The following is a 20,162-nucleotide window of genomic DNA, read 5'->3' as shown; positions in this document are numbered from 1 at the left end:
CCTCATCGCTCTTCCTCCCCCGCGGCGGCCCCGCTCCGGCGGCGCCGGCTCCGCCTCATCACGATCGCGTCGTCGCCGTTCGCGTAGTACCGCCGCCGCACGCCGGCGTGCTCGAAGCCGTGCCTGGCGTACAGCGACAGCGCCGCCGTGTTCCCGTCGCGCACCTCCAGGTGCACGTCGACGCACCGCCGGCGGTCCGCCTCGGCGAGCAGCTCACCGAGCACGGTGCCGCCCAGACCCCGGCCGTGCTCGGCCGGGTCGACCGCGACGGTGAGCACGTCCGCGTCCGGGCCGCCGGGCACCGCGAGGAGGCCGCCGTACGCCACCACCGCGCCGTCGCGCTCCACCACGACGTAGTAGCGGGACTCCTCTCGCGCGAGCTCGGCCCAGAACGACTCGGGGCTCCACGCGTCGTCGGGGAAGAGGCGCCGCTCGAGAGTCGCGACGGCCTCGACGTGCCACCAGCGCATCTGTCTCGTCGTGCCCGTCACGGTGCTCATCGCGGCGCCGGGTGCGAGTCCGGCAGCACCCGCTTGCGCGGGCCCGGCGTACGGGCGTCGGGCCGGCGCAGGTAGAGCGGGTGCGGGAGCGGGAGCGGGTCGCCCGCACGGAGCCGTGACGCGACGAGCTCCGCCAGCGACGCGGCCGACGGGTGCACCGGCTCCCGGCCGCCCGGGAACGCGTCCGGGTACAACCGGGGCCGGTGCCCACCACGGGCTCGGGCGTCGCGATCTCGGCGGGTCGGCTCACCTGCGGGCCGGTGCGGGGCGTGCGCGCGTCGGCGTACCTGGCCCAGTAGACCTCCCTGCGCCGCGCGTCGGTGACCGCGAGGAACGGCCCGGTCGCCGCCGACTGCCAGGCGAGCACGTCGAGCGTGCCGACGCCGTGCACAGGCAGGCCCAGGGCGTCACCCATCGCGCGGGCCGTGACGAGACCGACCCGCAGGCCGGTGAACGGACCGGGGCCGACGCCTACCGCGATCGCCGTGAGGTCGGCCGGCGTCGCGCCGGCCTCGGCGAGCACCCGCGCGATGCCGGGGGCGAGCAGCTCACCATGCCGGCCGCCCGCGGTGATCTCCGTCGACTCGGCGCGCACGCCGTCGTCGTAGAGGGCGACGGTGACGGCGGGCGTCGCGGTGTCCATGGCAAGCAGCACGAAGAAAGGCTATCGACCTCGGCGGCCGGTCACTGTCGGCGACCACGCGTTCGCCAGTTGAATGCAGCTTCTCGCATGTTGGATGAACAGCGGGCCTCCCGGGCGACGTCGTGACGACGCTTCGATGACGACCGGGTGACCACCGTCGTCCGGCCACCAAGCAGACGCCGAGAACTCACGCGTTCGCCAACTCCACGCAAGCCCTGCCGCTGACGCTGACCGCGGCCGGGGGGTCGGTCGACTGCGAGGAGTACGGAGCGTGAACGAACGCGATGAACCCACCCGGCCACGGCTGACGCGACGGACGCTGATGTCCGGCGCCGCGGCGATCGGCGCGGCCGCCGCCGGTTCCCTCGCCCTGGCGGACGACGCGGCGGCAGCGCCGTCCTCGCCCGCCGGCGGCACGTTGAGCAAGGATCCCTTCACCCTCGGCGTCGCGTCGGGTGACCCGACGAGCGACGGTGTCGTGCTGTGGACGCGCCTCGCTCCCGAGCCGCTCGCCGACGACGGGCTCGGTGGCATGCCGAACCGGACGGTCTCGGTGGAGTGGCAGGTCGCGAAGGACGAGCGGATGCGGCAGATCGTCCGCAAGGGCGTCACCCAGGCCCGGCCGGAACACGCGCACAGCGTGCACGTCGAGGTCGACGACCTGGCGCCGCACCGGCATTACTGGTACCGCTTCAAGGCCGGCTCGTACGTCTCGCCGGTCGCTCGTACGCGCACGGCACCGGCGCGCGACGTCATGGTGTCGAAGCTGCACCTGGCGGTCGTCTCGTGCTCGCAGTACGAGCACGGCTTCTTCGACGCGTACCGCGCACTCGCCGCCGACGACCCGGACATCGTGCTGCACCTCGGCGACTACCAGTACGAGTACAAGGCCGGCGAGTACGTCGCCCCAGGCGGCAACGTCCGCGACCACGAGGGCCCGGAGACGGTCACGCTCGCCAACTACCGCCAGCGACACGCCCAGTACAAGGCGGACGTGGACCTGCAGGCGGCCCACGCGGCGGCGCCATGGCTCGTCGTCTTCGACGACCACGAGGTCGACAACAACTGGGCGGACGAGATCCCGGAGAACCCCGTCGACCAGCCGACGTTCCTGCAGCGGCGTACCGCGGCGTTCAAGGCGTACTACGAGAACATGCCACTGCGCCGGACCTCGATCCCGAACGGCCCGAACATCCAGATCTACCGTCGCGGCGGCTGGGGGCGACTCGCCACGTTCCACATGATGGACACGCGGCAGTTCAGGGACGATCAGGGATGCGGCGACGGGTACCAGAACGACTGCCCCGCGGCGGTCGACCCGAAGCGTTCGATCACGGGCGGTGAGCAGGAGAAGTGGCTGCTCGACGGCTTCCGCCGATCGCGTGCGCGGTGGGACGTGCTCGGGCAGCAGGTGTTCTTCGCCCAGCGCGACGCCGACGCCGGGCCCGTGCACCGCACGAGCATGGACTCCTGGGACGGCTACGTCGCCTCGCGCGAGCGGATCACCAGCGGATGGCTGGACGCGAAGGTGCGCAATCCCGTCGTCCTCACCGGTGACGTACACGCGCACTGGGCAAGCGATCTCAAGGCGGACTACGACGACCCGGACTCGCACACGGTCGGCTCCGAACTCGTCTGCAGCTCGATCACCTCGGGCGGGAACGGTGCGGACTCCATTCCCTCGGACCACCCGTACCTCACCATCAACCCGCACCTGAAGTTCTACAACAACCTCCGCGGGTACATCCGGACGACGGTCACGCCCGGCGAGATGTCGTCCGACTTCCGGTGCCTGCCGTACGTCCAGGAACAGGGCGCGGCGGCGTTCACGCGGGCGACGTTCGCGATCGAGGACGGTACGCCGGGCGTCCACCAGACGTACGACCGGCCGCCGTCGACCAACCGCACTCTGGGCAGCGACCGCGCAGAGATCGAGCGCACGATCGCATGGGAGACGAAGCGGCCCTGACGCCGTTCGCTACGCATCGTCGTACGTCTCGCCAACCGACAGTCGGCCGGACACTCTTGGACCGCGTCCGAGTGTGTCCGGCCGACGGGGAGCAGCGCATGCCTTCGACACCGATCGACCGACGCCAGTTCCTCGTCGCCGCCGGCACGGCCGGCGCGATCGTCGTGCTCGACCCTGTCGGCTTCGCGTTCGCCGACCAGGCGGACGAGGAGACCCGCGTCGTCGAGGGCACGCTCGACCGCGGCGTCGCCGACTGGGTGTACCTCCCGGTGCGGGTACCGGCGGGCATCCGCGAGATCGCGGTGACGTACTCGTACGACAAGCCGACGGTGCCGCCGGGCGAGCAGGGGAACGCGCTCGACATCGGCGTCTTCGACGAGAGCGGCCACGAGCTCGCCGACGCCAAGGGCTTCCGCGGGTGGTCCGGCGGCTTCCGCGACTCGTTCACGATCAGCGCGACCGAGGCGACGCCCGGCTACCTGCCGGGGCCCGTCCGGCAGGGCACCTGGCACGTCGTCCTCGGGCCGTACACGGTGGCGCCGCAGGGCCTCACGTACAAGGTCGAGATCACGTTGCGCAGGGGTACGCCGGGCGAGCCGTTCGTCCCGAGCCATGCGCCGCGCGAGGCGAAGGGACGCGGGAAGGACTGGTACCGCGGCGACCTGCACCTGCACACGCAGCACTCCGACGGACGGTGGGAGCCGGCCCAGCTCGTCGCCGCGGCGAAGGAAGCCGGCCTCGACTTCGTCAACTCCAGCGAGCACAACACCTCCAGCGCCGCGGGCATCTGGGGTCACCACGCATCCGATGACCTCCTGATCATCGACGGCGAGGAGATCACGACGCGCAACGGGCACTACGTCGCCGCCGGGCTGGAGCCCGGCACCTGGATCGACTGGCGCTACCGCTCGGTCGACGACGCACTTCCCCGCTTCCTGCGCCAGATCCACCGGCAGGGTGCGCTCGCGATCGCCGCGCACCCGCACTGCCCGTTCGTCGGGTGCTCGTGGAAGTTCGGCTTCGAGGACTTCGACGCGATCGAGGTGTGGAACGGCCCGTGGACCGCCGACGACGAGGTCTCGCTGTACGAGTGGGACGGCACCCTCGTCACGTCGGCGCGGCGCGGCGGCCGGTGGACTCCCGCCGTCGGTGACAGCGACTCGCACAACGACACCCAGGTCGTCGGGCTCCCGCAGAACGTCGTGCTCGCCTCGGGCCTGCGTCGCGACGCGATCCTCTCCGGCATCCGCGCGGGCCACGTGTACGTCGCGGAGTCCGCGAGCGTCGGGCTGACGTTCGGCGCGACGGCGGAGGGACGTACGGCCGGCATCGGCGAGCGGCTACGCGCCCGCGGGGACGCGAAGGTCACGGTCGAGCTGACCGTCCGCGGCGTCACCGCAGGCGTCGTCAGGATCCTCACCGACGAGGGGCAGCTCGCGCAGTTCACCCTCGCCGACGCCGCCGAGCAGACCGTCACGTGGACCACGACGCCGCAGCAGTCGGCGTACGTCCGTGCCGAGGTGCGCCGACCCGTGCCGACGCCGACGACGCCGGACACGATGGTCGCGTTCACCAACCCGATCTTCCTCGGCTGACCGGGGCACCCCGTGGACCCCCTCAGCCCCGGTGCCCGAAGCGCGGGAATCGTCGCCACCCGCAGGCGTTTCCTCACCCTCACCGGTGCCGCCGCCGCCCTGGCGCTCAACACCGACCTGCTCGGCATCGAGGAGGCCCGCGCGGCTCCACGGCCGGGCCGGTCGAGCGGCTACCCGTTCACCCTCGGCGTCTCGTCGGGCGACCCGCTCCCCGACGCGGTGGTGATCTGGACGCGGCTGGCGCTCGACCCGCTCGCGCCGTTCGGCGGCATGGACTACGAGCCGGTGCGGGTCAGATGGCAGGTCGCCGAGGACGAGCGCTTCCGCAAGGTCGTGAGGTCCGGCAGCACCCGTGCCGAGCCCGAGGTGACCCACGCGGTGCACGTCGACGTGCGCGGCCTCCGCCCGAGCCGGGACTACTTCTACCGGTTCGAGGCGGGCGGCGAGATCAGCCCGGTCGGGCGCACCAGGACCGCACCACCGGCGGGCGCGCACCTGCGCCGCATGAAGTTCGCGTTCGTCTCGTGCCAGTCGTGGACCTCGGGCTTCTACACCGCGTACGCCGACGTCGCCGGATACGACAACGACGTGATCGTCCACCTGGGCGACTACATCTACGAGTTCGGAGTGCGGCCCGACGTCGCGCGCAACGTCGAGATCCCGTCCCGGCTCACCTTCCCGAACGTCGTCGAGACGCGCACCCTGGACCAGTACCGCGACCAGTACGCGCTTTTCATGGCCGATCCCGATCTCCAGGCCGCGCACCGGGTCGCCCCGTGGATCGTCACGATCGACGACCACGAGGTCGCGGAGAACTGGGCCGGCATGTTCGACGAGGACGGCGAGCCCTGGGAGACGTTCATGATCCGGCGCGCCAACGCCCTGCGCGCCCACTGGGAGCACATGCCGCTCCGGCGGGCGCAGCGGCCGGTCGGCCCCGACATGCAGATCTACCGCAGGTTCGACTTCGGCGACCTGCTGCGGCTCAACGTCATGGACACCAGGCAGTACCGCACGCGCATCCTCGAGCAGGACGACCCGGGGTTCGAGGACCCGGCACGGACGTTCACCGGGGCGAAGCAGGAGGCCTGGCTCCTCGACGGGCTCGGCGGGTCGAGGCGCCGGTGGAACGTCATCGCGCAGCAGAACTCGATGGCCAGGCTCGACTCACTTCCCGGCCCGGGTCTGCGTCTCGGCATCGACAGGTGGGACGGCTACCCGGCGTCCCGCGACCGCGTGCTCACCGGCGTGTACGAGCGTGAGGTGCGCAACCTGGTGTCCATCGGCGGCGACGCGCACCGCAGCATCGCCTCGGATCTCAAGCTGGACTTCGACGACCCGGCCTCGCCCCGCGTGGGTGTCGAGTTCACCGGCACCTCGATCTCGTCCGGCGGCGACGGCGTCGACCTCGACGCGGCCGCCCGCGTGACGCTCGCAGAGAACCCGCACGTGAAGTACGTCAACGTGCAGCGCGGCTACGTGAACTGCACGGTCACTCCGCGGGAGTGGGAGTCGGAGTACCGGGTCGCGGACTTCATCACCGATCCCGGCGGGACGTTGTCCACCCGCATCCGCCTGGTCGTCGAGGACGGGCAGCCGCAGATCCGCACCGTGTGAGGAGACCGCCATGACCATGCATCCGGGCGTCAGGGCGGCGATCGTCGCGTTGGCCACCGCACTGCTCGTGGCGCCGGCGGGCCTCGCGCATGCGTCGGAGTCGTCGCCGATCGAGCTCTCCGCCACGCCCGACCGGCAGGAGATCCTGGCCGGCCTGCCCTGCCTACCGGCACCGCCCGTCACCCTCGGCATGACCAACACCGGCGACGAGGCGGTCTACGCCGACACGTTCCTGCGGGCCGACCGTCCACTGGAGCTGTCCCGTGCCATGTTCTCCAGCTACGTGCCCGCGGGCACCACGGTGACCGCACCCCTGACGGTCGAGGCGCCGTACGGCACCGAGCCGGGGCGCTATGACGTCACCCTCGACTCCGCCGGACAGGACCTGGTGGTCCCGATCACGGTCACCGCGCCGCCGGCGAGGGCCCCGGGCGACAACCTGCTCCTGGGCGAGCAGGCGGACCCGTCCTCCACGTACGTGACGGCCGAGACCGCGTTCGATCCCTGTGGTGCGGTCGACGGGGACCACGCCTGGTCGACATCGGCCGCGTGGAGCTCCGACACCTTCGGCGAGTTCCCCGACACGTACACCGTGACGCTGCCGGAGCCGGCGTGGATGAACCGGCTGGACATGTACACCCACGAGACCCAGGGCCTGTCCGCCTGGGACGTGCGGGTCGAGACGAGCGACGGCGCGTGGCGGACCGTGGCGGAGGTACGGGGCAACACCGCGGCGTTCGTGTCGTCCACCTTCCCCGACGTCGAGGCCGCGAAGGTGGAGATCGTGGCGCTGGACTCCGTCGATCACGGCCTCTCGCGGATCCGCGAGATCGAGGCGTACCTCGGCGGACCACCTCCGGCCGGATAGAACGTCGGCCGCTCTTCATCTCGACTTTCTTCATCATTCGCGCGCAACGCACTCGTTTGCCTGCCCTGATCCCAGCGTTCACTCTCGGGCCTGGAGATCGATGAACGCCATTTAGCGATATCCCGAACTATTTTGAATATGCGCACGCGACGATCCGTCCTGAGCACACCTGACCGACTCGAGGGGATCGTCGCCACCCGCAGGCGGTTCCTCACCTTCACGGGCGCCGCGGCCGCCGCGGCACTCACCCCCGACCTGCTCGGCATCGCGCGGGACCACGCCGCACCGCGACCGGGCAGCAAACTGCGCGGGAACCCGTTCGGCCTCGGCATCGCCTCCGGAGACCCGCTGTCGAACGCGGTCGTGATCTGGACCCGGCTCGCCCCCGAACCGCTCGCCCCGTTCGGCGGCATGGAGTACGAGGCGGTGCCGGTCTTGTGGCAGGTCGCCGAGGACGAACGCTTCGGCACGATCGTGAAGTCGGGGACCGCGCAGGCGCGACCCGAGTCGACCCACGCGGTGCACGTCGACGTGCGCGGCCTGCGTCCGGGCCGGGACTACTTCTACCGGTTCAACGCGGGTGGGGAGATCAGCCCCGTCGGGCGCACCAGGACTGCGCCGGCGGACGGCGCACCGTTGGACCGCCTGGCGTTCGCGTTCGCCTCCTGCCAGTCGTGGACCGCCGGCCACTACACCGCGTACGCCGACATGGCCCGACAGGACCTCGACGTGATCCTGCACCTCGGCGACTACATCTACGAGTACGGCGTGCGGCCGGACGTGGCGCGCGACGTCGCGGTGCCGTCGCGGCTCGCGTTCCCGAGCATGGTCGAGACGGAGACCCTGGACCAGTACCGCGACCAGTACGCGCTGTTCAAGAGCGACCCCGACCTGCAGGCCGCGCATGCGATCGCTCCGTGGATCGTCACGATCGACGATCACGAGGTCGTGGACAACTGGGCCGGGCGGATCGACAAGGACGAAACCCCCTGGGCGCGGTTCCTGCTGCGGCGCGCCAACGCCCTGCGCGCGCACTGGGAGCACATGCCGCTGCGGCTCTCCCAGCTACCCACCGGACCTGACATGCGGATCTACCGGAGGTTCACCTTCGGCGACCTCGCGCAGTTCAACGTCCTCGACACCAGGCAGCACCGGTCGGACCAGGTCGAGCAGGACAGCTCGGCGTGGCAGGACCCGGCGCGGACGATGACCGGGAAGAAGCAGGAGGACTGGCTGCTGACCGGACTGGCCGGGTCCGCCCAGCGATGGAAGGTCGTGGCACAGCAGAACGCGCTCTCCCGGCTCGACTCCCTCGAGGGCGCGGGCACGCGCTACTCGATGGACATGTGGGACGGCTACCCCGCGTCCCGCAGGCGCATCCTCGCCGGCGCGCACGAACGGCACGTACGCAACCTGGTGTCACTCGGCGGCGACGTCCACCGCAGCATCGCGTCGGACCTGAAACTGGACTTCGGCGACCAGAAGTCCCCGAACGTCGGCGTGGAGTTCACCGGCACGTCGATCTCGTCAGGCGGCGACGGCGTCGACCTCGACGCGTCCGGCCGGCGGACGCTCGACGAGAACCCACACGTGCGGTTCGTGAACGTGCAACGCGGCTACGTGCATTGCACCGTCACCCCGAGCGAGTGGCAGTCCGAGTTCCGGGTGGCGAACCAGGTCACCGACCCGGGCGGCACGGTGTCCACCCGCACGCGCCTGGTCGTCGAGGACGGCAGCTCACGCATCCAGTCCACGTCAGGAGCGCAGCCATGATCACGGTCCCTCTCGTCAGGTCGACGGTCGTCGCGGTGGCCGCCGTCCTGCTCGTGTCCCCGGCGACCGTCGGCAAGGCGGAGAAGCCCTCGTCCCCGGTGACGATCTCCGCCACGCCCGGCGAGCAACGGGTCAGGGCGGGCCTGCCCTGCCTGCCGGCACCGCCCGTCGACCTCGGGCTGACGAACACCACGGGCGACGCGGTGTACGCGGACATGTTCGTGACGACCGACGACCCGCTGCAGCTGTCGCGCGGGATGTTCTCCAGCTACCTGCCGGCGAAGACGAAGGCGACCGCACCCCTGTCGGTCGGCGCCGCGTACGGCACGAAGCCGGGGTCGTACGCCGTCACGCTGCAGTCCGGCGGACGGCACCTGCGGGTGCCGATCGAGGTCGTCGCGCCACCGGTGAAGAGCCCGGGTGACAACCTGCTGCTGGGCGAGCGGGCCGACCCGTCGTCGACGTACGTCACGGGGGCGCAGGAGTTCGACCCCTGCGGTGGCGTCGACGGGGACCGCACCTGGTCGACGTCGGCGTGGAACTCGGCCAGCAGCGGCGAGTTCCCCGACCACTACACCGTGACCCTGCCGAAGGCGGCGAAGATGAACCGGGTCGACGTGTACACGCACGCGACCGCCGGGATGACCGACTGGGACGTCCGCGTCCTGACGAGCACCGGGTGGCGGACCGTGGCGGCGGTCAGGGACAACTCCGCGGCGTCACGAGGGTCGACGTTCGCACCGGTCACGGCCACGCAGGTGCAGATCGTGGGGCTGGACTCCGTGAACCACGACTACTCGCGGATCCGCGAGGTGGAGGCGTACCTCGCGTGAGGTGTGGGGGGTGATCATCCGGTCACGTGATGTTACGGTAGTGCCTCCCCCCACCCGACCCCCCGACCCGGAGTACCGACCCGCATGGCAGAGGACGTTCTGCCGCGGTCCGCTCCCCCGCCAGCCGCCACGCATCGAACCGTCGCGCCCGCCGCGTCGACCCGTCCTGTCGTGGCGAACGGCGCGGACCGCGCACCCCGAACCGCGCGCGACCCCCTCCTCGACAACGCGAAGTTCCTCGCGATCGCCCTGGTGGTGATCGGCCACGCGATCGAGCTGACGATCGGGGACATGCGCACCGGCGATGGCGCGGTCCCACTGGCGCGGGCGGCGTACGTCACGATCTACTCGTTCCACATGCCGGTGTTCGTTCTCGTCGCCGGCTACCTCTCCCGCGACTTCGGTACGAGGCCGGGCCACGCGCAGCGCGTGATCTCGGCGATCGTGGTGCCCTACCTCGTCTTCGAGGTGACGTACGAGCTCTTCAACCACTACCTGGCGAACGGGTCGGCGAGCATCGACATCCTCGACCCGAGCTACGCGATGTGGTTCCTCATCGCGCTCTTCGTGTGGCGCCTGTCGGCGCCGCTGTGGCGTGTGATGACACCGGTCGCCGCCATCGCCGCCGCCGTCACGATCTCGCTGCTGTCTGGCGTCCTCGAGCTCCCGCCGGTGCTCGACCTGTACCGGATCCTCGGCTTCCTCCCGTTCTTCGTGGTCGGTCTGGTGATCCCGGCCGAGCGCTTCTTCACCCTCGTCCGCCACCGGATCACGCGCATCCTGGCGGCACCCGCACTCGCCGGCATGTTCGCGTTCGCCTACGTCGTCCTGCCGCACTACCCGACACAGTGGCTGTACTACACCGACGGCTACCACGCGATCGGGACGACCGACCTGCTCGGCATCGCGGGACGAGCGCTCGTCCTCGCCGGCGGCTTCGTCATGGTGACCGCGTTCCTCGCGCTCGTGCCGCGCAGGCGCACGTGGATCACCGCACTGGGCGCCGCGAGCCTGTACGTCTACCTGCTGCACCGGTTCGTCGTAAAGGCCGCCGAGTACAACGGCCTCTACGACATCGCGTGGATCCAGACACCACTCGGCGTCCTCGCACTCGTCGGGGGCGCACTGGTCCTCACGCTGATCCTCGCCAGTCCCCCGGTGCGCGCACTGTTCCGACCTGTCGTGGAGCCACGGTTGGAGTGGTTGTTCCGCTCGCAGAGATGAGTGAATTTGGCCGGAAGTGGGCGGGTTAATGGTCGGGTATTTCTGGTAGAATCGAACGTATGATCGAATGCCTGAGGTTGACGGTGGCGGACATGCACGTGTTCGCCGCCGAGACCCGGGCACCGGGACCGGAGATGCAGCGTGTCCTGGACACGATCGACCCCGCCGCGGTGAGCGATGACTCGCGGCTGCGGATGGTCGAGCTGTACCAGCGATGCGAGGCCGCGCTCGCCGCGCGGCAGCAGCACGTACTTGCCGCGTTCGGTTACGGCGACGACCCGGCCGGAGATCACGACACCCGCGGGGAGCTCGCGCCGCTGCTGCGGCTGTCCGAGGGCACGGTGCATTCCCGGTTGTCGGTCGCCGAGGCGTCGACCGATACGTTCACCGCCACGCTGGCCCTGCTCGCGGGCGGGCAGGTCACGTACTGGCACCTACGCGCCCTGGTCGACGAGACCCAGCCCCTCACCCCCGCCTTCGCGCTGGCGGTGGAGGCGCGGGTGCTGCCCAAGGCGCCGGGCCAGACTCTCAGCGAGTACCGCGCCGCGGTCCGCCGCGCGGTCGCGGCCGTGGACCCGGCAGGTGCGCAGGAACGGATGGCATGGCGGGTGAGGGACCGCGCCGCGTGGGTGAAGCCGCTGGGCGACGGGGTCTCCTCGTTGACCGCGGTCATGGCCGGTGACGTGGCGACCGCGGCATGGACCCGCGTCGACGACCTCGCCCGCACGACCACACCAGGTGATGACCGGACGTTGGACCAGCGGCGAGCCGACACCGTCGCTGACCTGCTCCTCGGCACCGCCCCCGGACACCATCAGGCACCCGCCGCCCGCGTCGAAGTCACGATCTCCGCCGACACCCTGCTCGGCGGCGACGAACCAGGTGAACTGCACGGCCACGGCCCGATCCCCGCCCCCACCGCGAGAGCACTCGCGTCCCGGCAAGGCTCGACCTGGCGCAGGCTGGTGATCGACCCGCACACCGGCTGGTTGCGAGCGTGTGGGGAGAAGACCTACCGGCCCGGCGACTGGACCACGCTCCTCACCGACCGGATCGAACCGGTCCCGGCAGCGGTCCCCACCCGGAAGCCGAGTGCGGCGCTGGACCGGTACGTGAAGACCAGAGACGTCCGCTGCATATTCCCCGGCTGCCGCCGCCGCGCCAAGGGCTGCGACCTCGACCACACCACCAGGTGGGAACACGGCGGCGCGACCTCCGCGAAGAACCTGCATCCCTTATGCCGTCGACATCACCGCTGGAAAGACCGCGACGACGTGAAGTGGCGATTACGCAACCACGAGAACGCCACCAGCACCTGGACCAGCCCCACCGGCCGGGTCTACCACCGCCATCCCCACGACCACCGCGACGACTGAGCCCCCACCACGGCATGAGGGCACCTCGATGCTGCCATGACGACATCGAGGTGCCCTTCACGGCTGTACAGCCGCCCTAGAGTGGCGATCATGGCTGCGCGCAACGTGCTCGTCACCGGTGGGTCGAGCGGGATCGGGGAGGCGACCGTGCGGCGGTTCGCCGCGGCGGGTGAGGCGGTGTGGTTCACGTACCGGTCGGGACGTAACCGCGCGACGCAGCTCGTGGACGAGCTGAGGGCCGAGGGTGCCGACGCGCTGGCGCTGGAGCTCGACCAGGGCGACGAGGACAGCCTCGAACGCATGGTCGACGCGCTGCCGGGTCCCGTCGACGTCCTGGTCAACAATGCCGGGCTGGGCACGAAGACCGTCGAGGCGCACGCGCCGGGGTCGGCGCGGGCGCAGGACGAGGCGCTCATGCGGGTCGACGGCCTGGGACCGCTGTGGCTCACCGACCTGCTGGTGCCGGGCATGCTCGACCGCGGGTACGGGAAGGTGGTGTTCGTCGCCAGTGTGGGCGGCGGCATCGCGGTGTTCCCGCAGTTCCGGCGGGCCGAGCAGATGGCGAAGGCAGGGGTCGCGTACCTGGCCAGGCAGCTCGCCGCGGAGCTGGTCCACACGCCCGTCGACGTGACGTGCGTCTGCCCCGGCGCGGTCGACACCCCGATGTTCCGGGCGAGCACGCTCGACGGCCTCGACGCCGGCGAGCGTCGAGCCGTGGAGGCGCGGATGCCCAAGGGTCGGCTGATCGAGCCGGCGGAGATCGCCGAGGTGGTGCACTGGCTGACCACCGACGCCGGGCGCGTCCTGCACGGCGCCGTGCTCGACGCGTCCCTCGGCCTCGGCGTGCATCCGGGCCTGCTGACCGCTGGGATGCTCGCTCCCGAGGACGGCTCGTGACCATCTCCCCCCGTGCCGAACGGCTCCTGGGCGGGGTGTCACCGCTCGTCGCCGCGCACTACCGGATCGCCGGTGACCTGTTCGACCCCGACCGCAACAGGGGCGGCTACGTCAACCTCGGCACGTCGGAGAACCACCTGCTGTGGGACCTCCTCGAGCCCGCACTCACCGGCAAGCGGCCGCTCACCCCGGACGACACGCACTACCACCCGATGTTCGGCATGGCCGGCTTCCGCGCGTCGACGGCCGCGTTCCTCTCCCGCGCGTACGACGTCGCCGTCGACGCCGACGACCTCGTCGTGGTCGGCGGCGCCACGGCCGCGCTCGACACGCTCGCGTACGCGCTCTGCTCGCCCGGCGAGGGCGTCGTCGTCCCGACGCCGTACTACACCGGCCTCGACGACGACCTCGGCGGTCGTGCCGGGGCGCGCGTGGTTCCCGCTCCGCTCAGCAGTGCCGACGGCTTCGCGCTGCGACCCGAGGTGCTCGACGAGGCCATCCGCACCGCGACCGCCGGCGGTGTGACCGTCCGGGCGATCCTGCTGATCTCACCGGCGAACCCGCTCGCGCGCACGTACGACGCCGAGACGATCGCGGCCGCCGCGCAGGTCGCACGCCGGCACGACCTGCACCTCGTCGTCGACGAGATCTACGCGGGCTCGGTGTTCGGCGGCACGCCGTTCTTCACCGCCGCCCGGCTGCCCGCCTCCGTGCTCGACCCGACGCGGGTGCACGTCGTCTGGGGCTTCGCGAAGGACTTCGGCATGTCCGGCTTCAAGGTCGGCGTGCTGCACACCAGGCACGAGGGCGTCCGCGCCGCGGCCGGCCACCTCGCCGCGTTCGGCCCCGTCTCGACCGACACCCAGGTGCTGCTGCGCACGATGCTCGACGACGCCGCGTGGGTCGACCGGCTGCGCACCGAGAACCGGCGTAGGCTGGCCGCGGCACACCACGACGTCACGTCACACCTCGCGTCGTACGGCGTCACCACCGCACCCGCCGACGCGGGACTCTACGTCTGGGTTGACCTGCGCCCGTGGCTGTCCCGGCCGACGTTCGACGCCGAGCGCGCCCTGTGGCTGCGACTACTCGACGACGCCAGGGTCAGCATCTCGCCCGGCGACGTCTTCCACTGCGCCGAACCCGGCTGGTTCCGGCTCTGCTACGCAAGCGACCACGAGGCAGTGCGCGAGGGCGTCGACCGCATCGGCCGCGCACTCCATCCGGCCTAGCCTGCCGCGCCGTTCGTCGGCACCCAGAAGCGCAACTTGCCGCCTCGCTCGTCCTCGAACACGCCGCCGTGCGCCTCGATCACCTTGCGGGACGCCACGTTGTCGACGTCGCAGGTGACCAGGGCCGACCCGATACCGAGCCGGCGCGCGATCGGCAGTGCCGCGCCGAGCATCGCCGTCGCGTGGCCCCGCCGTCGCGCGGTCGGGCGGACGTCATAGCCGATGTGGCCGCCGAGCTCACGCAGGTGGTCAGTCAGCCGGTGCCTGATGGCAAGCCTGGCGAGGTACGTGTCGCCGTCGACCCACCACAGCGTGGTGCAGGGCACCCGGTCTTCCGCGCGCGGTGTGTCCTCGCGGGCGTCCGCGCGCAGGGCCGCGGTGTACGCGGCGAAGCCCTCCTCGGTGTGCCAGCTGTCGCCGTACGTCCGGTGCTCGGAGCCGATCATCGAGTCATCGTCGGCATCGCCGCGACCCTCCTCGCGGAACTCCGCCATCGCGGCGAGGAACGACTTCCGCACCCGTACGTCGGGCTTGATCAGTTCAGGCATGGCTCACAGTGAAGCCCCCACCGGGTGGGGCAGGCAATCGGTTTACGCGGACGGCAGGAGGGCGCGTAGCTCGGCGTCACGCCAGCGGGCGCCCACGGCCTCGACGCGCACCCGACGTGTGTCTCCGCTCTCGTCGCCCGACGGCCGGGTGATCGCGACCTCGAGGCGGTCGTCGGCGAGATCCTCGACGAGGCCAGCGCCCCACTCGATCACGGTGACGGACTCGTCGAGCGCGGCGTCGAGGTCGAGGTCGTCGACCTCCGCGACGCCGCCGAGCCGGTACGCGTCGACGTGCACGAGCGCTGGTCCCTCCCCCCGCGGACGGTGCACGCGGGCGATGACGAACGTCGGTGACGTCACCTGGCCGCGGACGTCGAGTCCCGCGGCGATGCCCTGCACCAGGGTCGTCTTGCCCGCGCCGAGGTCACCGGTCAGGAGCAGGACGTCACCCGGGTCGGTCAACGCCGCCAGCCTGACGCCCAGCGCGCGCATGTCGTGCGCCGACGGGACCTCGACGTCGACGGGCAGCGGGCGGGCGAGGACCAGGGACGTGCCGGTGGCCGACTCGTCGAGGAACCCGCGGTGCCGCCAGAACCTGACCGTGTCCGGCAGCTCGGCGCGCGCGACGATCCGGACGATCGCGAACCCGCGGGCCGCCGCGAGGTCCTCGGCGTAGGCGACGAGCGCGGACGCGATGCCGTGCTTGTGGTAACGCGGCTCGACCGCGACCCGGCGCAACCACATGACGCGGCCGTCGGGGTCGAGCAGGAGTGCACCGGCGGGGTCGCCGTCGACGGTGCACAGCAGCCCGCCGTGCCCCGCCAGCGCCGCGCGGACGGACTCGACGGTCTCGGCCAGCGCGGGCGCGGGTGGGTCGAGCCGGGGACGCGCGGCGAACGCCTCGTGGATCACCCGGTGCACCGCGGGAGCGTCGGACGGGCCCGCCTCGGTGACGGCGAGCTGCATCAAGCCGACTTGCCGCCGGCGCGGACCGCCACCAGCGCGCGGTCGACGAGCTGGCCGATGGCCTCGTTGACGATGCCGGGGTCCTCCAGCATGACCATGTGCCCCGTGCCGGGGACGACGACGTACTCCGCTCCCGGCAGGGCCTCGACGATCGTCTCGGCGTGGAACACCGGGGTCAGCCGGTCGTCCTCGCCGACGACGACGAGGGTCTCGACCCGGTCGATGATCGGGAGCGCGTCGCGCAGGTCATGGGCGGCGAAGACCGGGTAGAACGCGGAGAGCACGTCCATCGGCGTCGAGTTGACCATGCGTTCCTGGAACGCTGCGACCGACGGGCTCACCCGACGCGAGCCGAACGCGTACCTGCGCACGAGGAGGTAGCCGATGTCGCTGCCGAGCCTGCGGGCGCCCTCGACGAAGGTGACCTGCTTGCCGAGCACGCCCACCACCGACTCGGTGAACCGGTCGAGCCTGACCGGCAGGTTGCGGGCCACGACCGAGACGGGATCCGCCGCGCTCGCCACGAACCCGACGCCGACGATCCGGTCGCCGAACAGGTCCGGCTGCCGCTCGGCGAGGGACATGATCGTCATGCCGCCCATGGAGTGGCCCATCAGCACGACGGGTCCGCGGGGCACGGCGGCGTTGAGCACGGCGTGCAGGTCGCGCCCGAGCTGCTCGATGGTGCAGTGCTCGGCGGGGCTGCGTCCTGACCGCCCGTGGCTGCGCTGGTCCCAGAACACCAGCCGGCCGAGGTGCCTGAGGTAGCGGCGCTGGTAGTGCCAGCAGTCCGAGCGCAGGCCGTACCCGTGGCAGAACACCACGGTCACGTCGGCGTCGTCGTCTCCGTCGATCTCGACGTGCAGCGGCACACCGTCGTCGGCGAGCACGGTCAGCGGTCTGCCGCGCAGCCGACCGAACGGCTCACGCGCCTCGGGATCGGGGCCGAGGCGCAAGCGTCCGACGGCATAGCGTTCCGCGGCGATGCCCGCCGCGACACCGGCGGCGAGCACTCCGGCCGCCGCGCCGGCCACGATGCCGGCAACCTTGGGCCCCCGGTTCACGACCTCCGCTCCTCCCGTCCGTCACGCGGCGCCTCGTACGTACGCGGCACCCGCGCACCGACTCTCGTGACGATCTCATACGAGATCGTGTCGAGGACCTCCGCCCAGTCCTGCGCGGTCGGCTCCCCGGCGTCGCCGGGACCGAACAGGACGGCCTCGTCGCCGGCGGCCGCGGCGTCGTCGCCGAGGTCGACGACGAACTGGTCCATGCACACCCGCCCCGCGATCCGCCGCCGCCGACCCGCCACGAGGACCTCCGCCCGGCTCGACGCCGCGCGCGGCACGCCGTCGCCGTAGCCCAATGGCACCAGCGCGAGCGTGGTCGGCCGCTCGGTGCGGTAGGTGTGTCCGTACGAGACCGCGGCGCCCCCTGCCACCCGCTTCACCACGGCGAGTCGCCCGAGCAGGGTCATGGCCGGACGCAGGCCGTAGCGTTCCGGCCCGCCGAGCTGCGGCACCGGGGTGAGCCCGTACGCCGCGATGCCCGTGCGGACGAGGTCGTACCGTGCGCCGGGCAGCGTGAGCGTCGCCGCCGAGTTCGCCAGGTGCCGCACCTCGGGACGGAGTCCCTGCGCCTCCGCATACGCCAGGGCGTCGCGGAAGGCCGTGAGCTGGGCGTCGAGGGACGGGTGTCCCGGCTCGTCGGCGCATGCGAGGTGCGACCACACGCCGACCACCCGGACGAGGCCGTCGGCCTCGTGCCGCCGCGCCGACCGCACCAGCTCGGGCCAGTCGGCGACCGTCGCGCCGCCGCGCGAGAGCCCGGTGTCGATCTTGAGGTGGACGCGCGCGGGCCGATCGGCCTCCACAGCGCCCTTCGCGATCTCGTCGAGCGTCCAGGACGCACCCGCACCGAGGTCGACGTCGGCGGCCACGGCGGCGGCGAACCTGTCACCGGGAACCGTGAGCCAGGCCAGCAGCGGGGCGTAGACGCCGGCCACACGCAGCTCCAGGGCCTCGTCGATCAGGGCGACGCCGAGCCAGCCCGCGCCGCCGGCGAGCGCGGCCCGCGCTACGGGCAGCATGCCGTGCCCGTAACCGTCGGCCTTGACCACCGCCATCAGCCCGGCGCCGCCGGCGTGCTCGCGCAGCGCCGCGACGTTGGAACTGACGGCGTCGAGGTCGATCCTCGCCTCGCCCGGAACCATGACGTCCACAGCTCTATTGTCCCAGGCCCCCGGAGAGCGAGCGCCAGGCGTCGGTGATCGCGGGGACGAGGCGCTCCGCCGAGATCGGAGCACTGCCGCCAGGCCGCCGGAGGCAGTCAACACTGTCGGCCGCGAGGCGGGCGGCGAGGCCATGCAGGTACGCGCCGACGCTGCCGGCGTCACGCGGCGACAGCCCCTGCGCGAGCAAGGCCCCGCACAGGCCGGAGAGCACGTCGCCGGTGCCCCCGGTCGCGAGCCACGGGGTGCCCGTCGGGTTGGCGCGGACGGGCATGCCGGGGGCGGCGACGAGGGTGGTCGACCCCTTCAGCAGGACCGTGACCCCCAGCCGGTCGGCGAGGTCGCGTACGTGGGTCAGCCGGCGCGCCTCGACCTCGGCCCGATCGGCGCCGGCGAGCCTTGCGAACTCGCCGGCGTGCGGCGTCAGCAGGGTGGGCGCCGACCGGTCGAGGGGACCGTCGCCCAGCGTGGCGGCGAGGACGCCGAGGCCGTCGGCGTCGACCAGGACGGGCACGTCGCTCGCGAGCACCTGGGCGAGTCGCTCCGCGGCGATCTCGTCGGTGTCGACGCCCGGCCCGACGATCCATGCCTGGACGCGGCCGGCGTCGGCGGGCATGCCCTCGTGGACCACCGTCGACGGCAGTTCGGCGAGCACGGCGTCGGCTACCCGCCGCGGACCCGAGTAGCGCACCATGCCGGCTCCGGCCCTGGCCGCGGCGGTGACGGCGAGCACGGCCGCGCCGGGGAAGCGGTCGCTGCCGGCGACGACCCCGACGACGCCGCGCCGGTACTTGTCGGACTCGCCGGCCGGCGCGGGCAGCAGCGCCGCGACGTCCGCAGCCTGCAGCGCCTCGACGGCCGCGGCCGGCAGGTCGTCCGCGAGGCCGATGTCGACGAGCTCGACCGCGCCCGCGTACGTCGCCGCGGGGTCGACGAGCAGGCCGGGCTTCCAGGTGCCGAAGGTGACGGTGACGTCGGCCCGTACGGCGACGCCGTCGACCTCACCGGTCGAGGCGTCGACCCCGCTCGGCAGGTCGACCGCCACCACGGTCGCGCCCGTCTCGGCCACGCGCCCGGCCACCGTCGCCGCCGGCTCGCGGAGCCCGCCGCGCCCGCCGATACCCAGCAGCCCGTCGACGACGAGGTCGGCGTCGTCGAGGACGGCGAGAGCAGCCGGATCCGTCACCACGGCCCCGCCGGCGCGACGAAGCGCGGCGATCCCCTGCTCGTGCACGCGCGACCCGACGAGCAGGGCGCTGACCCGCGCACCGCGCCGGGCGAGCCGCGTGCCCGCGTACAGCGCGTCGCCGCCGTTGTCACCGCTGCCGACGAGCAGCACGACGCGGGAGCCGTACACGCGGGGCAGCAGGCGCGCGCACGTCGAGGCGAGCCCGGCGGCGGCGCGCTGCATGAGCGCACCATCCGGTAGCCGCGCCATCAGCGCCCGCTCGGCGGCGCGGACGTCGTCGACCACGTGCGCCCGTCTCATCCGCCCACGCGCCCGCTCATGCCTCCGCCACCACCATGGCGACGGCCATGCCGCCGTCGTGGCTCAGCGAGAGGTGCCAGCTGCGGACGCCGAGCCTGGCCGCCCAGTCCTGCACGGTGCCCCGCACCTCGAGCACGGGACGCCCGCCGCCGCCCCCGACGACCTCGCAGTCATGCCACTCCAGGCCGGCCGGCACGCCCAGCGCCTTGGCCACCGCCTCCTTGGCGGCGAACCTGGCCGCGAGCGACGCCACCGGCAGCTGGCGCTCGGCGGGAGTGAACACCCGGGCGGCCAGCCCGGGCGTCCGCTCCAGCGCCGTCGCGAACCGCTCGACGGGGACGACGTCCACACCCACTCCGACGATCACGCCCCCAGCTTGGCAGATCGCGCGTCGGAGCCTCC

17 protein-coding genes and 1 pseudogene are annotated in these 20,162 nt (G+C 72.2%); 10 read left to right on the top strand and 8 right to left on the bottom strand.

Annotation, left to right across the window (positions count from 1 at the left end; translation table 11 throughout):
- Positions 1-2 precede the first annotated feature (2 nt).
- Positions 3-500, bottom strand: coding sequence for a ribosomal-protein-alanine N-acetyltransferase (rimI, locus tag GEV10_07740; GenBank protein ID MQA78355.1), 498 nt, complete (start codon positions 498-500; stop codon positions 3-5).
- A pseudogene (gene tsaB, locus GEV10_07735) lies at positions 497-1,143 on the bottom strand (tRNA (adenosine(37)-N6)-threonylcarbamoyltransferase complex dimerization subunit type 1 TsaB). The gene rimI and the pseudogene tsaB overlap by 4 nt, the downstream one beginning before the upstream one ends.
- Before the next feature lie 322 nt (positions 1,144-1,465).
- Here tsaB and GEV10_07730 point away from each other — a divergent pair.
- From GEV10_07730 to GEV10_07685, 10 genes are all read left to right on the top strand, one after another.
- Positions 1,466-3,112, top strand: coding sequence for an alkaline phosphatase (locus GEV10_07730; GenBank protein ID MQA78354.1), 1,647 nt, complete (start codon positions 1,466-1,468; stop codon positions 3,110-3,112).
- Positions 3,113-3,210: 98 nt separating this feature from the next.
- Positions 3,211-4,707: a phosphoesterase gene (locus GEV10_07725; GenBank protein MQA78353.1), complete on the top strand. Its 1,497-nt coding sequence runs from the start codon at positions 3,211-3,213 to the stop codon at positions 4,705-4,707.
- A 48-nt stretch (positions 4,708-4,755) separates the two neighbouring features.
- On the top strand, positions 4,756-6,324 hold the full coding sequence (locus GEV10_07720; GenBank protein ID MQA78352.1) for an alkaline phosphatase: 1,569 nt from the start codon (positions 4,756-4,758) through the stop codon (positions 6,322-6,324).
- Positions 6,325-6,334: 10 nt separating this feature from the next.
- A complete protein-coding gene (locus GEV10_07715) occupies positions 6,335-7,192 on the top strand; it encodes a hypothetical protein (GenBank protein MQA78351.1) in 858 nt (285 codons plus the stop codon).
- Between the two features lie 138 nt (positions 7,193-7,330).
- Positions 7,331-8,965 carry an alkaline phosphatase gene (locus GEV10_07710; protein ID MQA78350.1) on the top strand — a complete coding sequence of 545 codons (1,635 nt, stop codon included), beginning with the start codon at positions 7,331-7,333 and terminating at the stop codon, positions 8,963-8,965.
- On the top strand, positions 8,962-9,798 hold the full coding sequence (locus GEV10_07705; protein ID MQA78349.1) for a hypothetical protein: 837 nt from the start codon (positions 8,962-8,964) through the stop codon (positions 9,796-9,798). Before GEV10_07710 ends, GEV10_07705 begins: the two co-directional genes overlap by 4 nt.
- A gap of 84 nt (positions 9,799-9,882) precedes the next feature.
- Complete coding sequence (locus GEV10_07700) at positions 9,883-11,022, top strand: acyltransferase family protein (protein MQA78348.1); 1,140 nt, start codon at positions 9,883-9,885, stop codon at positions 11,020-11,022.
- Between the two features lie 59 nt (positions 11,023-11,081).
- Positions 11,082-12,398, top strand: coding sequence for a DUF222 domain-containing protein (locus GEV10_07695; protein ID MQA78347.1), 1,317 nt, complete (start codon positions 11,082-11,084; stop codon positions 12,396-12,398).
- Between the two features lie 90 nt (positions 12,399-12,488).
- On the top strand, positions 12,489-13,295 hold the full coding sequence (locus GEV10_07690) for an SDR family NAD(P)-dependent oxidoreductase (GenBank protein MQA78346.1): 807 nt from the start codon (positions 12,489-12,491) through the stop codon (positions 13,293-13,295).
- Between the two features lie 2 nt (positions 13,296-13,297).
- The gene (locus GEV10_07685; GenBank protein ID MQA78345.1) at positions 13,298-14,527 is read left to right on the top strand and encodes an aminotransferase class I/II-fold pyridoxal phosphate-dependent enzyme; all 1,230 of its coding nucleotides are present in this window, start codon (positions 13,298-13,300) and stop codon (positions 14,525-14,527) included.
- On the opposite strand, the gene GEV10_07680 is transcribed toward GEV10_07685, so the two are convergent.
- Genes GEV10_07680 through GEV10_07655 form a run of 6 tightly spaced genes read right to left on the bottom strand, consistent with a single transcriptional unit; the run spans position 14,524 to position 20,127 of the window.
- Complete coding sequence (locus GEV10_07680; GenBank protein ID MQA78344.1) at positions 14,524-15,075, bottom strand: GNAT family N-acetyltransferase; 552 nt, start codon at positions 15,073-15,075, stop codon at positions 14,524-14,526. The genes GEV10_07685 and GEV10_07680 overlap by 4 nt on opposite strands.
- A gap of 42 nt (positions 15,076-15,117) precedes the next feature.
- Positions 15,118-16,041 (bottom strand): tRNA (adenosine(37)-N6)-threonylcarbamoyltransferase complex ATPase subunit type 1 TsaE, encoded by a 924-nt coding sequence (gene tsaE / locus GEV10_07675; GenBank protein ID MQA78343.1) that lies wholly within the window; start codon positions 16,039-16,041, stop codon positions 15,118-15,120.
- Positions 16,041-17,105 (bottom strand): alpha/beta fold hydrolase, encoded by a 1,065-nt coding sequence (locus tag GEV10_07670; protein MQA78342.1) that lies wholly within the window; start codon positions 17,103-17,105, stop codon positions 16,041-16,043. The genes tsaE and GEV10_07670 overlap by 1 nt, the downstream gene beginning before the upstream one ends.
- Positions 17,102-18,253 carry an alanine racemase gene (locus GEV10_07665; protein ID MQA78341.1) on the bottom strand — a complete coding sequence of 384 codons (1,152 nt, stop codon included), beginning with the start codon at positions 18,251-18,253 and terminating at the stop codon, positions 17,102-17,104. Before GEV10_07665 ends, GEV10_07670 begins: the two co-directional genes overlap by 4 nt.
- A gap of 13 nt (positions 18,254-18,266) precedes the next feature.
- Positions 18,267-19,760, bottom strand: coding sequence for an NAD(P)H-hydrate dehydratase (locus GEV10_07660; protein MQA78340.1), 1,494 nt, complete (start codon positions 19,758-19,760; stop codon positions 18,267-18,269).
- A gap of 16 nt (positions 19,761-19,776) precedes the next feature.
- Entirely contained in the window at positions 19,777-20,127 is a 351-nt protein-coding gene (locus GEV10_07655; GenBank protein ID MQA78339.1) for a holo-ACP synthase, read from the bottom strand.
- Positions 20,128-20,162 lie beyond the last annotated feature (35 nt).

Source organism: Streptosporangiales bacterium, assembly GCA_009379955.1.
Classification (GTDB): domain Bacteria; phylum Actinomycetota; class Actinomycetes; order Streptosporangiales; family WHST01; genus WHST01.
The sequence above is the reverse complement of the archived record's forward strand: the minus strand, read 5'-3'. Positions and strand labels throughout refer to the sequence as shown.

Excerpts from the sequence above, each read along its gene's own strand:
- rimI (MQA78355.1), bottom strand. The coding sequence starts at position 500 with ATGAGCACCGTGACGGGCACGACGAGACAGATGCGCTGGTGGCACGTC.
- GEV10_07730 (MQA78354.1), top strand. The coding sequence starts at position 1,466 with ATGTCCGGCGCCGCGGCGATCGGCGCGGCCGCCGCCGGTTCCCTCGCC.
- GEV10_07725 (MQA78353.1), top strand. The coding sequence starts at position 3,211 with ATGCCTTCGACACCGATCGACCGACGCCAGTTCCTCGTCGCCGCCGGC.
- GEV10_07715 (MQA78351.1), top strand. The coding sequence starts at position 6,335 with ATGACCATGCATCCGGGCGTCAGGGCGGCGATCGTCGCGTTGGCCACC.
- GEV10_07710 (MQA78350.1), top strand. The coding sequence starts at position 7,331 with ATGCGCACGCGACGATCCGTCCTGAGCACACCTGACCGACTCGAGGGG.
- GEV10_07705 (MQA78349.1), top strand. The coding sequence starts at position 8,962 with ATGATCACGGTCCCTCTCGTCAGGTCGACGGTCGTCGCGGTGGCCGCC.
- GEV10_07700 (MQA78348.1), top strand. The coding sequence starts at position 9,883 with ATGGCAGAGGACGTTCTGCCGCGGTCCGCTCCCCCGCCAGCCGCCACG.
- GEV10_07695 (MQA78347.1), top strand. The coding sequence starts at position 11,082 with ATGATCGAATGCCTGAGGTTGACGGTGGCGGACATGCACGTGTTCGCC.
- GEV10_07690 (MQA78346.1), top strand. The coding sequence starts at position 12,489 with ATGGCTGCGCGCAACGTGCTCGTCACCGGTGGGTCGAGCGGGATCGGG.
- GEV10_07680 (MQA78344.1), bottom strand. The coding sequence starts at position 15,075 with ATGCCTGAACTGATCAAGCCCGACGTACGGGTGCGGAAGTCGTTCCTC.
- tsaE (MQA78343.1), bottom strand. The coding sequence starts at position 16,041 with ATGCAGCTCGCCGTCACCGAGGCGGGCCCGTCCGACGCTCCCGCGGTG.
- GEV10_07665 (MQA78341.1), bottom strand. The coding sequence starts at position 18,253 with ATGGTTCCGGGCGAGGCGAGGATCGACCTCGACGCCGTCAGTTCCAAC.
- GEV10_07660 (MQA78340.1), bottom strand. The coding sequence starts at position 19,760 with ATGAGACGGGCGCACGTGGTCGACGACGTCCGCGCCGCCGAGCGGGCG.